The following is a 14,516-nucleotide window of genomic DNA, read 5'->3' as shown; positions in this document are numbered from 1 at the left end:
CTCAGCGAGGTGACAAACATGTCGTCTACATCTGAACACCCTTTGATCTACTCCTGTTCCGGCTGCTCCAATGTCGCGCAGTTGGCCAATAACCTGGCGCTGCGCCTGGATCGGGCCGGAGTGGCGGAAATGTCCTGTATTGCCGGCGTTGGTGGTGGCGTTGCGGCGCTGGTCAAGCTGGCCCGCTCCGGGCGTCCAATCGTCGCCATCGATGGCTGCCGGCTGCATTGCGTTAAAGCCTGTCTGGCTCGCTGCCAGGTGCAGCCGGATGAACACATCGTGCTGAGTGACCTGGGTTTGCGCAAACGCTTTGGCACGGACTGCACCCAGGAGCAGGCTGACCTGCTTGAGGACCGGCTGGTCGAGCAGGTCTGGGAGTTGAAGAACCGTATCGCCAGCGGCTGATCAGTTCAGGTGGTTTTCCACTACCCAGACCGCCGCTTCGGTGCGTGAGCGCATGCCCAGCTTGTTGAGCAGGCGTTTGACGTGGACCTTGACCGTACCTTCGGTGATATCCAGGCGGCGCGCGATCATCTTGTTGCTGTGGCCCTTGGCGATCAGCTTGAGCACATCCTTTTCCCGCTTGGTCAGCGACGCGGCTGAACTCGGCTGATGCTTGCTGGGGCGCTCACGAATGGCCTGGGCCAGCACCATGGTCAGGTCCGGGCTCAAGGCCAATTGACCGTGGGCGGCCTTGCGGATCTGCTCGACCAGGTGATCGGCGTCCATGTCCTTGAGCAGATAGCCGTCGGCCCCCTGGCGCAGGGCCTCAAGCACATGGCCGTGCTCGTCGGAAACGGTGAACATCACGATCCGGGCATCGCAGCCGGCATCGCGCAGTTGGCGGACGGTTTCGATGCCATCCATGCCGGGCATGTTCAGGTCCATCAAAATCAGGTCGGGCTCGTGCTGCTCGGCCAACTGCAGGGCTTCTGCGCCGCTGCCAGCTTCACCGATCGGTTGCAGGTCGTCTTCCAGTTCCAGCAGGTCACGCAAACCGCGGCGCATCATCGGATGGTCGTCGACCAACAGAATGCGGGTGATGTCCTCTTCACTCATTTCAGACTGACTCCTGTCTCAGGGGGATTCGTCGATAGTCGGGGGCAAAGCGCAACCAGACCCGGGTGCCGCCAGCTTCGCGTGGGTCGATGCTGACCTCGCCATGCAGACCTTCGGCACGTTCACGCAAAATGGTCAGCCCATAGTGACCGCTGGGGCTGACGCTGTCGCCAATGCCGATGCCGTTGTCCTCGATCTGGACATGGATCATGCCCTTGCGGTCCTGATACAGGCTCAGCCAGCACTGGCTGGCCCTGGCGTGTTTGAGCACGTTGCTCAGGGCTTCGCGCACCACCTGCAGGCAGTGGATTTCCTCGTTGGGGGTCAGCGGGCAGTGATCGAGCTGGTAGCTGAAATGAATGTCCAGCCCGGAGTTGCTGCTGAACTCTTCCACGGTGGCGTGCAGGGCTGGCTTGAGTCCGGGGGCGTTGACCTTGATACGGAAGGTGGTGAGCAGCTCGCGTAGTTGTCGATAGGCGGCATTCAATCCCTGTTCAATCTCGCCAGCGGTAGCGCTCAGGGTCTCGCTGTCGGCGCCACGTGCAGCCAGGCGCTTGAGTCGTGCCAGCTGCAGCTTCTGCGCCGACAGTGCCTGGGCCAGCGAGTCGTGCAGTTCGCGGGCGATGACTGCACGTTCTTCCATCAGCGCCATGCGTGCCTGTTGTTCGCCCTGACCAGCAAGGCTGAGTGAGGCGGCAAACAGGTCTGCCAGGGTGAGCATCAACTGTTCCTGCCAGGGTTGCAGTGCCTGATCGGCCGGATGCTCAACCCGCAGGGTGCCCAGCTCGCTGGCCCCGGAGCGCATGGCAAAGCTGATCAGCCGGTTGCCGTTGGCCAGCAGCCCCTGGTTGGCCTGCGCCGGGCAGGCTGCACACTGGGGGAGGTCGCAATAGTAGGGTGGCAGCATATCGAGCGAACTGATAGCGGTGTGACTGCCGGCTTCCCCGGGGCGGTTCAGGCACAGGCTGACCGGGCCACTGCCCAGCGCTTCCTGCACTTTGCTAAGCAACTGGCCCATCATCTGACCGGGGTCCTGGGGTTGGCTGTAGAGCATCTGCGCCCCGTTGAACAGCAGTTGCAGGCTGGTGTTGCTGCGTTGCAGCTCGGCGGTCTTGTCGCTGACTTTCTGCTCCATTTCAGCGTAGAGCTCAGCCAGCTCCTGACTCATCTGGTTGAGTGTGCGAGCCAGCAGACTCAGCTCGGTATCACCCGCGACCTCGACCCGGCTGCTGAAGTTGCCGCGTCCGATTTGCCGGGCCATGGCGGTCAGCGCGCGCAGCGGTGTCGCCAGGTTGTTGTGCAGGCGGTTGATCAGCAAAAAGGCGATCAACACGATGATGAACAGGGTGCCGACCTGCAGTACCCGAATCACCCCCAGTTTGCGTTCCGAGGCTTCCTGCAGGCTGCGCACGAAACCGTCCAGTTCCTGGGTAAAGGCATCCAGTTCGCTGAGATAACGCGCCAGATCGCGGGGCTGGTCGGCCAGTTGCGGGCGCATGGTATAGGCCCAATGGCTGACGATGGTGGCGTAGCGCTCCGGAAGCGGGCTGTTGGGGTGGCGGCGCACGGTCAGCAGTAGAGCCGGCGAGGTCAGGGTGTCGTCCAGCCGTTGCAGGCGTTCGGTCAGTCGCTCGTCATCGCCCTGGGTCGCAGTCAGGGCCAGACGGTAGGCCTGCATGCGCAGGCTGCCGGCCTGGTTGATGGCGGCGGCGTCACCTTCCAGGGCATCAGCCATGTACAGGTTGCCGAGCAGACTCAACACCGACACGCCGATGATCACCACAAACGCCAGCAACGTGTGGAACACCACTGAATGGCGGGGAGTGAGCGGGTCAGGCGGGGTGTTGGGCATGAGAGCTTGGCAGGTTCTGGCGGCAGGTAGAACCAATTGTGCGCCAGACGCCGATTTTTGCAATCACCGGCGGTAGGTATCTCCAATAAGCCGGGCTGCTGGCGGGCTACTCCCTATGTTGTGCAAGCATCTTGTAATTGTTTGATTTTAATGAGTTTATTTTGTCTTAAGTAGGTATCCAAAAAGAGGTACGAGCCAGATTTTGCCCGCCAGTGCGAAATGGTCGTGTTGATCCAGATCAAGTTTTGCCAGGCCACATCCCCTTAGCGTGCGAGCCATGGAGCCGGTATGGCCGGTCCCGACTTGCACCAGACAGAGGATGCGCCATGAGCATGATCAAGAAATGGGATGTGGAGGAACCGGTTTTCTGGGAATCCACCGGCAAGAAAATTGCCAACCGCAATCTATGGATTTCTATCCCAAGTCTGCTGATGGGGTTCGCCATCTGGCTGATGTGGGGCATTGTCACCGTTCAGATGATCAACCTGGGCTTTCCCTTTGCCCCGGCTGAACTGTTCACCCTGACCGCCATCGCCGGCCTGACCGGGGCGACCCTGCGGATTCCGGCCTCGTTCATGATTCGCATCGCTGGCGGTCGCAACACCATCTTTCTGACCACCGCGCTGTTGATGATCCCGGCTGCGGGTGCTGGCATGGCGCTGCAAAATCCCAATACGCCGTTGTGGGTGTTTCAGTTGCTGGCCTTTCTCTCGGGTATCGGCGGCGGCAACTTCGCCTGCTCGATGAGCAACATCAGCGGTTTCTTCCCGAAGAACCAGCAGGGTCTGGCCCTGGGCCTGAATGCCGGGCTGGGCAATTTCGGGGTGACCACCATGCAGATTCTGATTCCGCTGGTAATGACCGCCGGGGTGTTTGGAGCTTTTGCCGGTGGTTCCATGGTGCTGACCCAGGACAGCGGCACCTTGATCGGACGAATTCCGGCCGGGACTGAAACCTGGATTCAGAACGCCGGTTGGGTCTGGCTGGTGTTCCTGATTCCGCTGGCGTTTGCCGGCTGGTTCGGCATGAACAACCTTGAGCCAATTACCCCGAATCCGGGCAGCGCCCTGGGTGCCTTCGGCAAAATTCTTGGCCTGTACGGCGTGGGCTTCATTGCCGCTGCGGTGGGGCTGTATTTGTATCTGCCGGCTCCGGTGGGGCTGGGTGTACTCAATATGTGGCTGACCATGATCCTGATCATGGGACTGACCCTGGGCTTGTTGCGGCTGCTGCCGGGCAGCATTCAGCCGAACATCAAGCGCCAGTTCGCGATCTTCCGCGACAAGCACACCTGGTCGATGAGCGTGCTGTACATCCTCACCTTCGGCTCCTTCATCGGTTTCTCGATGGCGCTGCCGCTGTCAATCACGGTGATCTTCGGCTTCGTTACCGAGGCGGCAGCCGACGGCACTGTTACCCGGGTGGCCAACCCTAATGCGCCCAGCGCGCTGACCTATGCCTGGATTGGCCCGTTCATCGGTGCGCTGATCCGCCCGCTGGGCGGCTGGATCTCCGACAAGGTTGGCGGCTCGATTGTCACCCAGGTGATCTCGGTGGTGATGGTCGCAGCCTCGGTGGCGGTTGGCTACGTGCTGCAGCAGGCCTACAGCTCCAGCCAGCCTGAGCAGTACTTCTTCCTGTTCCTGGTGCTGTTCCTGGTGCTGTTCGCTGCCAGCGGCATTGGCAACGGTTCGACCTTTCGCACCATCGGCGTGATCTACGACCGCGAGAAGGCTGGCCCGGTACTGGGCTGGACCTCGGCGGTAGCCGCCTACGGCTCCTTCGTTGCCCCGATCGTGATTGGTGAACAGGTCAAGGCCGGCACCCCGGAGGTGGCCATGTACGGGTTCGCGGTGTTCTACGCCCTGTGCCTGGTACTCAACTGGTGGTTCTACCTGCGCCGCAACGCCTATGTGAAGAACCCCTGAGCGGAGACAGACCATGAGAATCATGATCGCTTACGACAACTCACGTAATTCCCGCAAGGCGCTGGATGCCACCATCGCCATGTTCAAGCCGCTCGACCCGCTGATCATCTTGATCGGCGTGGTTGAAGGCGCGTTGGACACCAGTGACGCCAGTTCCGAACTGTTCAATCAGCAGCGTGCCGAGTTTCAGGGCTTTCTGCGCGAAGCGGCCGAGCGGGTCGGTCAGGCCGGCCTTAATGCCGATGTGATTCTGGCCGAGGGCGACGCCCGCAAGATGATCCTCAAGGCCGCCGAACACAAGAAGCCCGACCTGCTGGTGATTGCCCGTCACAGCAACGAGCCGGACGGCGGCTTCATCTCGCGCTCGCTCAACCTGCTGGTCGATGAACTCGACTACATGACCTTTGGCAGTGTCAGTGCCTTCCTGGCGCGCCGGGCCCCGTGCCCGGTGCTGATCCAGGCTTGCCCCTGAGTTGCAAGGAGTAACGGAACATGAAAGTTGCTGATGTGTTCAAGTGGAAGAACCCGGAAATCAGGGCACTTCATCTGACCTGGATTGCTTTCTACATCACTTTCTTCGTCTGGTTCGGCATGGCGCCGCTGGCTTCGAGCATGCTGAAAAGCCTCGACTGGCTGACCCCGGACGATATCAAGCTGTTTGCCATCGCCAACGTGGCGCTGACGATCCCGGCGCGGATCATCGTCGGGATGGCGCTGGACCGTTGGGGGCCGCGCCGGGTGTTCTCGGTGCTGCTGGTGGTGATGGCGCTGCCGGCGCTGTTCTTCGCCTTTGGTGACAGCCGCGTACAACTGCTGGTATCACGCCTGGTGCTCAGCTCGATTGGCGCCAGTTTTGTGGTCGGTATCCACATGACCGCCATGTGGTTCAAGCCCAAGGACATCGGTTTTGCCGAAGGCTTCTATGCTGGTTGGGGCAACTTCGGTTCGGCTGCTGCAGCCATGAGCCTGCCGGCTATCGCGATCCATATCTTCGGCGGTCCGGAAGGCTGGCGCTGGGCGATTGCCAGCTCGGCGCTGATCATGGCGGCCTACGGGGTCTACTACTGGTTTGCGATTTCCGACGGCCCGCCCGGTACCGTGCATCACAAGCCGAAGAAGGCCAGTGCCATGGAGGTCAGTACCTGGGCCGACATGATCAAGCTGATTCTCTGGACCATCCCCATGGTCGGCGTGCTGGGCATCCTGGTCTGGCGGATTGAGGACATGGGCTACCTGTCAGCAACCGGCGCAACGATCTGCTACGTGGCTATTGCTCTGGTGGTGCTGTACCAGATCATCCAGATCCTGCGGGTCAACGTGCCGATCCTGAGGAAGGGCGTGCCGGAGGATGACAAGTATCCGTTCAACAGCGTCGCCGCGCTGAACTCCACCTATTTCGCCAACTTCGGTGCCGAACTGGCGGTGGTGTCGATGCTGCCGATGTTCTTCGAATTGACCTGGGGGCTGACTCCGACCACCGCCGGGATCATTGCCGCCTCGTTCGCCTTCGTCAATCTGGTTGCCCGGCCAATGGGCGGGCTGGTGTCCGACCGCCTGGGTAATCGCCGCTTCGTGATGCTGGCCTACATGTTCGGTATCGGTGTCGGCTTCCTGATGATGGGGCTGATGAACGAGAAGTGGCCGTTGCTGGTTGCCGTGGCGGTGACTGTGGCCTGTTCGGTATTCGTGCAGGGGGCTGAGGGCGCGACCTTCGGCATCATCCCCTCGATCAAGCGGCGCATCACCGGGCAAATCTCGGGGATGGCGGGCGCGTATGGCAATGTCGGGGCGGTCTGCTACCTTACTCTCTATACGTTCGTATCCCCGTCGCAGTTCTTCATGATCATTGCCGCCGGGGCCTTCATCAGCTTCGCCCTCTGTTTTGTCTGGCTCAAGGAACCTGAGGGGGCGTTCTCCGAGGAGTACTACGTGTCCTCGGTGGATCGTGAGCTTGAGGCCCTCCGTCAACAGGAAGTGACGATCAAATAAAGCAAAAAACGGCAGCAGTTCCGCTAGTAATCCCGATAGCCACTGAACGGCTTATCCGTTCGGAATGAGGAGAACCACCATGAGCCATCTGCTCGATCAACTGCGCTTCTTCAAGAAGAAGCAGGGCGAATTCGCTGACGGTCACGGCGAGACCCGCGAGGAGTCGCGTGACTGGGAGAACGTCTACCGTGCGCGTTGGCAGTACGACAAAATCGTCCGCTCGACCCACGGGGTCAACTGTACCGGGTCCTGTTCCTGGAAGATCTATGTCAAGAACGGCCTGATCACCTGGGAAACCCAGCAGACCGACTATCCGCGCACCCGTCCGGACCTGCCCAACCACGAGCCCCGTGGTTGTCCGCGCGGCGCCAGCTACAGCTGGTATATCTACAGCGCCAACCGGGTCAAGTATCCCAAGGTGCGCAAGTCGCTGCTCAAACTCTGGCGTGAGGCCCGGGCGGGCAAGACCCCGGTCGAGGCCTGGGCCAGTATTGTCGAGGATCCGGCCAAGTCCCGCTCGTACAAGAGCAAGCGTGGTCTGGGCGGCTTTGTGCGCTCCAGTTGGGAGGAAGTGACCGAGATCATCGCCGCTGCCAACGTCTATACCATCAAGCAGTACGGCCCGGATCGGGTGATTGGTTTCTCACCGATTCCGGCCATGTCGATGATCAGCTACGCCGCCGGCAGCCGTTACCTGTCGCTGATTGGCGGGGTGTGCATGAGCTTCTACGACTGGTACTGCGACCTGCCGCCGGCCTCGCCGATGGTCTGGGGCGAGCAGACCGACGTGCCGGAGTCGGCCGACTGGTACAACTCCAACTACATCATTGCCTGGGGTTCCAACGTACCGCAGACCCGGACCCCGGATGCGCACTTCTTCACTGAGGTGCGCTACAAGGGCACCAAGACCGTGGCGGTAACCCCGGACTACTCCGAGGTGGCCAAGCTCACCGACCTGTGGCTCAACCCCAAACAGGGCACCGATGCGGCGCTGGCCCAGGCCATGAACCATGTGATCCTCAAGGAATTTCACCTGGAGAAACCCAGCGCCTATTTCACCGACTATGTGCGCCGCTATACCGACCTGCCAATGCTGGTGTTGCTTGAGCCCCTGGCCGGCGGCTATCAGCCGACCCGGTTCCTGCGCGCCTCCGATCTGGATGGCAAGCTTGGCCAGGACAACAATCCCGAGTGGAAAACCGTGGCGGTTGACGGCCCGACCGGTGAGCTGGTGTCGCCGTTGGGTTCGATCGGCTATCGCTGGGGCGAGTCCGGCAAATGGAATATCGAGGCCCGTGAAGGGCGTGACGGCCGCGATGTCGAGTTGCAACTGTCACAGCTCGATGGCGGCGAAGCGGTCGAGGTGGCCTTCCCGTATTTTGGCGGCCAACTGCACGAGCATTTCCAGCACGTCGAGGGCGAGCAGATTCAGTTGCGCCGGGTGCCGGCCCGCAGCCTGACCCTGGGCGATGGCCGGGCGGTCAAGGTCGCCACGGTATTTGATATTCAGGCCGCCGGTCTGGGGATTGATCGTGGCCTGGGTGGTGGCAACGTTGCCAGCAGCTACGACGATGCCAGCGTACCTGGCACCCCGGCCTGGCAGGAACAGATCACCGGTGTTGCGCGTGAGAAAGTGATCCAGATCGCCCGCGAGTTCGCCGATACCGCCGACAAGACCCATGGCCGGTCGATGATTATCGTTGGCGCGGCGATGAACCACTGGTACCACATGGACATGAACTACCGCGGCCTGATCAACATGCTGATGTTGTGTGGCTGCGTGGGTCAGACCGGGGGTGGCTGGGCGCACTACGTCGGTCAGGAAAAACTGCGCCCGCAGTGTGGCTGGCTGCCACTGGCCTTCGGCCTGGACTGGAGCCGTCCGCCGCGGCAGATGAACAGCACCAGCTTCTTCTACAACCACAGTTCGCAGTGGCGCCACGAGAAGATGAGCATTCATGAGGTGCTCTCGCCGCTGGCTGACAAGAGCCAGTTCCCCGAGCACATGCTCGACTACAACATCCGCGCCGAGCGCGCCGGCTGGCTGCCCAGCGCGCCGCAGCTCAATCGCAACCCGCTGCAGATCTGCCGTGAGGCGGCAGCCAAAGGCCTGGAGCCGAAGGACTATGTACTGCAATCGTTGCAGGACGGCAGTCTGAAGTTCGCCTGTGAGCAGCCCGATAACCCAGATAACTTCCCGCGCAACCTGTTCATCTGGCGCTCCAACCTGCTGGGCAGCTCCGGCAAGGGCCATGAGTACATGCTCAAGTACCTGCTGGGCGCCGAGAAGCATGGCGTGCTCAACGAGGATCTGGGCAAGCGCGACGGCTTCAAGCCGCATGAGGCCGAGTGGGTCGATGAGGGTGCGATCGGCAAGCTGGATCTGGTCACTACGCTGGACTTCCGCATGTCCAGTACCTGCGTGTATTCGGACATCGTGCTGCCGACCGCCACCTGGTACGAAAAGGACGACCTCAACACCTCGGATATGCACCCGTTCATCCATCCGCTGTCGCAGGCGGCGGACCCGGCCTGGGAGTCGAAGTCGGACTGGGAAATCTACAAGGCCATCGCCAAGAAGTTTTCCCAGGTGGCCGAGGGTGTGCTTGGGGTCGAACAGGATCTGGTCACCGTGCCGCTGCTGCATGACAGCCCCGGCGAACTGGCTCAGCCGTTCGGTGGTACCGATTGGAAAACCGCAGGTGAAGCGCCGGTACCGGGCAAGAACTGCCCGAACATGATGGTGGTCGAGCGTGACTACCCCAACACCTACAAGAAGTTCACCTCGCTTGGGCCGTTGATGGACAAGCTGGGTAACGGTGGCAAGGGGATCGGCTGGAATACAGAGCATGAGGTCGAGTTCCTCGGCAAGCTCAACCATGTGGTGCAGGAAGAGGGTGTCAGCCAGGGCCGGCCACAGATCAATACTGCCATTGATGCTGCCGAAGTCGTGCTCAGCCTGGCACCCGAGACCAATGGTCATGTGGCGGTCAAGGCCTGGGCGGCACTGTCGAAATTCACCGGCCGCGATCACACCCATCTGGCACTGGCCAAGGAACACGAAGCGATCCGCTTCCGTGACATTCAGGCGCAGCCGCGCAAGATCATTTCCAGCCCGACCTGGTCTGGCCTGGAAGACGAGAAGGTCAGTTACAACGCCGGCTACACCAACGTCCACGAGCTGATTCCATGGCGCACCATCACCGGTCGTCAGCAGTTCTATCAGGATCACCCGTGGATGCAGGCGTTCGGTGAGCAGCTGATGAGTTATCGCCCGCCGATCAACACCCGCACCATTGAGTACGTCAAGGGCAAGAAGCCCAACGGCAATACCGAGATCGTGCTGAACTGGATCACCCCGCACCAGAAGTGGGGCATCCACAGCACCTACTCGGACAACCTGATCATGCTCACTCTCAGTCGGGGTGGGCCGATCATCTGGCTGTCGGAAATCGATGCCAAAAAAGCCGGTATCGAAGACAACGACTGGGTCGAGTGCTTCAACGCCAACGGTGCGCTGGTCGCCCGGGCGGTGGTCAGTCAACGGGTCAAGGAGGGCATGGTGATGATGTACCACGCCCAGGAGCGGATCGTGAACATGCCGGGCAGCGAAATGACCGGCACCCGTGGCGGTCACCACAACTCGGTCACCCGGGTGGTGCTCAAGCCGACTCACATGATCGGTGGTTATGCCCAGCAGGCCTATGGTTTCAACTACTACGGCACCGTGGGCTGCAACCGCGACGAGTTCGTTGTGGTACGCAAGATGAGCAAGGTCGACTGGCTGGATGGCCCCAATGGGGACGCTCTGCCGCAACCCTTGCCGCGTGATATCGACTGAGGAGACAGCCATGAAGATTCGTTCACAAGTGGGCATGGTGCTGAACCTGGACAAGTGCATTGGCTGCCATACCTGCTCGATTACCTGCAAGAACGTCTGGACCAGCCGTGAAGGCATGGAGTACGCCTGGTTCAACAACGTCGAGACCAAGCCAGGCATTGGCTATCCCAAGGAGTGGGAGAACCAGGACAAGTGGAAGGGCGGCTGGGTCCGCAACAAGGACGGCTCGATCAACCCGAAGATCGGTGGCAAGTTCCGGGTGCTGGCGAACATCTTCGCCAACCCCGACATGCCGACCATCGACGACTACTACGAGCCGTTCGATTTTGACTACCAGCATCTGCACACCGCACCCGAGTCGGCCCACCAGCCGACCGCCAGGCCGCGTTCGGCGATTTCCGGCCAGCGCATGGAGAAGATCGAATGGGGCCCGAACTGGGAAGAAATTCTTGGCACCGAATTCGCCAAACGGCGCAAGGACAAGAACTTCGACCAGGTCCAGGCCGACATCTATGGTGAGTATGAAAACACCTTCATGATGTACTTGCCGCGCCTGTGCGAGCACTGCCTGAACCCGGCCTGTGCGGCGGCCTGCCCGAGTGGCGCGATCTATAAGCGCGAAGAGGATGGCATCGTTCTGATCGACCAGGAAAAGTGCCGCGGCTGGCGCATGTGCATCAGCGGCTGCCCGTACAAGAAGATCTACTTCAACTGGAAGAGCGGCAAATCCGAGAAGTGCATTTTCTGTTACCCGCGGATCGAGTCGGGCATGCCGACCGTCTGCTCGGAAACCTGTGTTGGCCGGATTCGCTACCTCGGCGTACTGCTGTACGACGCCGACCGGATTCATGAGGTGGCCAGTACCCCGAACGAGCAGGACCTGTACCAGAAGCAACTGGAGATTTTCCTTGATCCGCATGATCCCAAGGTGATCAAGCAGGCGCTGGCCGATGGCGTGCCGATGTCGGTGATCGAGGCGGCGCAGCAATCGCCGGTGTACAAGCTGGCGGTGGACTGGAAGCTGGCGCTGCCGCTGCACCCGGAATACCGCACGCTGCCGATGGTCTGGTACGTGCCGCCGCTGTCGCCGATCCAGAACGCAGCCGAGGCCGGCAAGGTCGGGATGAACGGCATTCTGCCGGATGTCGACAGCCTGCGCATTCCGCTGCGCTATCTGGCCAACCTGCTGACTGCCGGTGATGAAGCGCCGGTCAAGCTGGCGCTCAAGCGTCTGCTGGCCATGCGCGTGTACAAGCGGGCCCAGCAGGTCGACGGGGTGGAAGACCTCAAGGCACTGCAAGAGGTGGGTCTGACCAAGGCGCTGGCCGAGGACATGTACCGCTATCTGGCGATTGCCAACTACGAGGACCGCTACGTGATTCCCACCGCGCACCGCGAAGAGGCGCTGAGCGAAGTCTTTGCCGAACGCAATGGCTGTGGCTTCAGCTTCGGCAGCGGCTGCAATGGCAGTTCCGAGGTCAACATGTTCGGTGGCAAGAAGGCCAGCCGCCGTGACGTGCTCAAGACCGTGCAGATCTGGGAGAACTGAACATGCGGATTCTCAAGGTAATTTCCCTGTTGCTCGATTACCCCGAGGCCGCCGTCCAGGCGGCCCGGGATGAGCTGAACCAAGCGATTGCCGCTGCCCGGGAGATCAGCCCGGCCCAGCGTCAGGCCTTGCAGGCGCTACTGGAACGTGTCGCCGGCCAGCCATTGCTGGACGTGCAGGAAGCCTGGACCGAGCTGTTCGAGCGTGGCCGCTACCTGTCGCTGTTGCTGTTCGAACATGTGCATGGCGAGTCGCGCGACCGTGGTCAGGCGATGGTTGATCTGATGGCCCAGTATGAGGCCGCCGGTTTTGCCATCGGGGTCAAGGAGCTGCCGGACTACATCCCGCTGTACCTGGAGTTTCTTGCCAGTCGAGAGGATCTGGAGGCCCGCGAAGGTCTGGCCGATGTACAGCACCTGCTGGCGCTGCTGGCTGCCCGGTTGGCCGAGCGTGAGTCGGACTATGCCGCCTGCTTGCAGGCGCTGTTGCAGATTGCCGGGTGTGAGCCGGAAACGGCCACCGCCGGTATCGAACCGGGCCAGCCCGATCACAGTCTGGAAGCACTCGACCGGGACTGGCAGGAAGAGGAAGTGACCTTCCTCAATGGCGACAGCCAGGGTGCCTGCGGCACCAGCCGGGCACCGGGCAAACCGCGCGAAGAGCAGGCGGTGCCGGTGCATTGGGTCGGGTTCAACGATAACGCCGTATCGGCCGGCAAGGCCTAGGAGGCAAGCATGTCAAACTTCAATTTTCTTCTGTTCGGCGTGTATCCCTACATTGCCCTGGCGGTGTTCGTGATCGGCAGTTGGGCGCGCTTCGATCTGTCGCAATACACCTGGAAGGCGCACTCCAGTCAGCTTATGCATGACAAGGGCCTGCGTTTGGCCAGCAACCTGTTCCATATCGGCATCCTGTTCATTCTGGCCGGGCACTTCGTTGGCCTGCTGATCCCGGAGGCGATTTATCACCATGTCATCAGCACCTCGAACAAGCAGTTGCTGGCGATGGTGTCGGGCGGGTTCTTCGGCATCCTGTGCCTGATCGGTCTGCTCATGCTGATTCACCGGCGCATGACCAACCCGAGGGTACGTGCCCAGTCGAGCTTCTCGGACATCATGATTCTCTGGGTGTTGCTGGCGCAACTGCTGCTGGGTCTGGCCACCATTCCGGCCTCGGCCGGACACATGGATGGCTCGGTGATGGTGTTGCTGGCCAACTGGGCACAGTACACCGTGACCTTCCAGCCGTTCCTGGCGGCTGCGTCGATCGAGCCGGTCAGCCTGGTCTACAAACTGCACGTGTTCCTCGGCCTGACGCTGTTCGTGCTGTTCCCCTTTACCCGGCTGGTGCACATCATCAGTGCCCCGGTGTGGTATCTGGGTCGCCGTTATCAGATCGTCCGTCAACGTGGTTGAGAGCCTGGTGCGTGCGGGGCAGTTACCCGCACGCTTTCAGACCCGTACAGGAGTAGAGCGATGAACAACGCTGCGATCATTGCCAGCAGTGAGCGTGCCGAGTGGCCGCAGGTCAGGGTCAACGGTATCGAGCTGGACCCCGAGGCGATTGCCCGGGAAATGCAGTATCACCCGGCCGAGAATCGTGAGGATGCGATTTATCTGGCTGCTCAGGCACTGGTGATTCGAGAGTTGCTGGACCAGCGGGCTGCCGAGTTGGGTGTGGAAGTACGGCCCGCTGCGGGTGAAACGGCCGAAGAGGCCCTGATTCGTGGCTTGCTGGAGCGCGAGGTGCAGGTGCCGGAAGCCGATGAGGCCAGCCTGCAACGTTTCTACCAGGCCAATCAGGCGCGCTATTGCAGCGCCCCACTGGTGGCGGCCAGTCATATCCTGCTGGCCGTGCCGGCCGAGGATGCGGTGGGGCGCAGCCAGCAGCGTGAAGTGGCGCTGCAGTTGATCAGTCAGTTGCAGGAAGCGCCCGAGCGGTTTGCCGAACTGAGCAAGCGGCATTCCGATTGCCCATCCAAAGAGCAGGGTGGGGCGCTGGGCCAGATCAGCCAGGGCCAGACCGTACCCGAGTTCGAGCGGCAGTTGCTGCGTCTGCCAGAAGGCTTGTCGGCGCAGCCACTGGAGTCGCGTTACGGCCTGCATATCGTCAGGGTCGATCAGCGTATTGATGGCCGCCAACTGCCCTATGAGCATGTTCGCGACAGCATCGCCCGGGAGCTGGGTGAGCGGGTCTGGCGCAAGGCGGTAGTACAGTATCTGGAAACCCTGATGGCTGAGGCCGAGATCAAAGGCATCGTTCTGCGTGCCGCTGATTCGCCACTGGTGCAATAGGAGG

Annotated in this window: 11 protein-coding genes; 9 read left to right on the top strand and 2 right to left on the bottom strand. The window is 61.3% G+C overall.

The features are described 5' to 3' along the window. Positions 1-18 precede the first annotated feature (18 nt). Positions 19-405, top strand: coding sequence for a putative zinc-binding protein (locus tag C2846_RS13880; RefSeq protein WP_095623687.1), 387 nt, complete (start codon positions 19-21; stop codon positions 403-405). Here the strand turns inward: C2846_RS13880 and narL are convergent, their stop codons facing one another. Further along, on the bottom strand, positions 406-1,059 hold the full coding sequence (gene narL, locus C2846_RS13875; protein ID WP_119701716.1) for a two-component system response regulator NarL: 654 nt from the start codon (positions 1,057-1,059) through the stop codon (positions 406-408). A gap of 1 nt (position 1,060) precedes the next feature. Then, complete coding sequence (locus tag C2846_RS13870) at positions 1,061-2,911, bottom strand: type IV pili methyl-accepting chemotaxis transducer N-terminal domain-containing protein (RefSeq protein ID WP_240638205.1); 1,851 nt, start codon at positions 2,909-2,911, stop codon at positions 1,061-1,063. Between the two features lie 326 nt (positions 2,912-3,237). Here C2846_RS13870 and C2846_RS13865 point away from each other — a divergent pair, with 326 nt between their 5' ends. The 8 genes from C2846_RS13865 to C2846_RS13830 all read left to right on the top strand — a co-directional run bounded on the left by C2846_RS13865 (position 3,238) and on the right by C2846_RS13830 (position 14,512). Continuing rightward, positions 3,238-4,839 carry an MFS transporter gene (locus tag C2846_RS13865; protein WP_119701715.1) on the top strand — a complete coding sequence of 534 codons (1,602 nt, stop codon included), beginning with the start codon at positions 3,238-3,240 and terminating at the stop codon, positions 4,837-4,839. Positions 4,840-4,852: 13 nt separating this feature from the next. Continuing rightward, entirely contained in the window at positions 4,853-5,311 is a 459-nt protein-coding gene (locus C2846_RS13860) for a universal stress protein (protein WP_119701714.1), read from the top strand. Between the two features lie 20 nt (positions 5,312-5,331). Next, positions 5,332-6,828: an MFS transporter gene (locus tag C2846_RS13855; RefSeq protein ID WP_119701713.1), complete on the top strand. Its 1,497-nt coding sequence runs from the start codon at positions 5,332-5,334 to the stop codon at positions 6,826-6,828. 79 nt (positions 6,829-6,907) lie between these two features. Beyond that, complete coding sequence (locus tag C2846_RS13850; RefSeq protein WP_119701712.1) at positions 6,908-10,669, top strand: nitrate reductase subunit alpha; 3,762 nt, start codon at positions 6,908-6,910, stop codon at positions 10,667-10,669. Positions 10,670-10,679: 10 nt separating this feature from the next. Beyond that, on the top strand, positions 10,680-12,218 hold the full coding sequence (gene narH, locus C2846_RS13845; protein WP_119701711.1) for a nitrate reductase subunit beta: 1,539 nt from the start codon (positions 10,680-10,682) through the stop codon (positions 12,216-12,218). A gap of 2 nt (positions 12,219-12,220) precedes the next feature. Further along, positions 12,221-12,943: a nitrate reductase molybdenum cofactor assembly chaperone gene (gene narJ / locus C2846_RS13840; RefSeq protein ID WP_119701710.1), complete on the top strand. Its 723-nt coding sequence runs from the start codon at positions 12,221-12,223 to the stop codon at positions 12,941-12,943. Positions 12,944-12,952: 9 nt separating this feature from the next. After that, a complete protein-coding gene (gene narI / locus C2846_RS13835) occupies positions 12,953-13,633 on the top strand; it encodes a respiratory nitrate reductase subunit gamma (RefSeq protein WP_095623679.1) in 681 nt (226 codons plus the stop codon). 60 nt (positions 13,634-13,693) lie between these two features. Continuing rightward, positions 13,694-14,512 (top strand): peptidylprolyl isomerase, encoded by an 819-nt coding sequence (locus C2846_RS13830; RefSeq protein WP_119701709.1) that lies wholly within the window; start codon positions 13,694-13,696, stop codon positions 14,510-14,512. Positions 14,513-14,516 lie beyond the last annotated feature (4 nt).

It is taken from the genome of Pseudomonas jilinensis, from assembly GCF_003586265.1.
Classification (GTDB): Bacteria; Pseudomonadota; Gammaproteobacteria; order Pseudomonadales; family Pseudomonadaceae; genus Halopseudomonas; species Halopseudomonas phragmitis.
The sequence above is the reverse complement of the archived record's forward strand: the minus strand, read 5'-3'. Positions and strand labels throughout refer to the sequence as shown.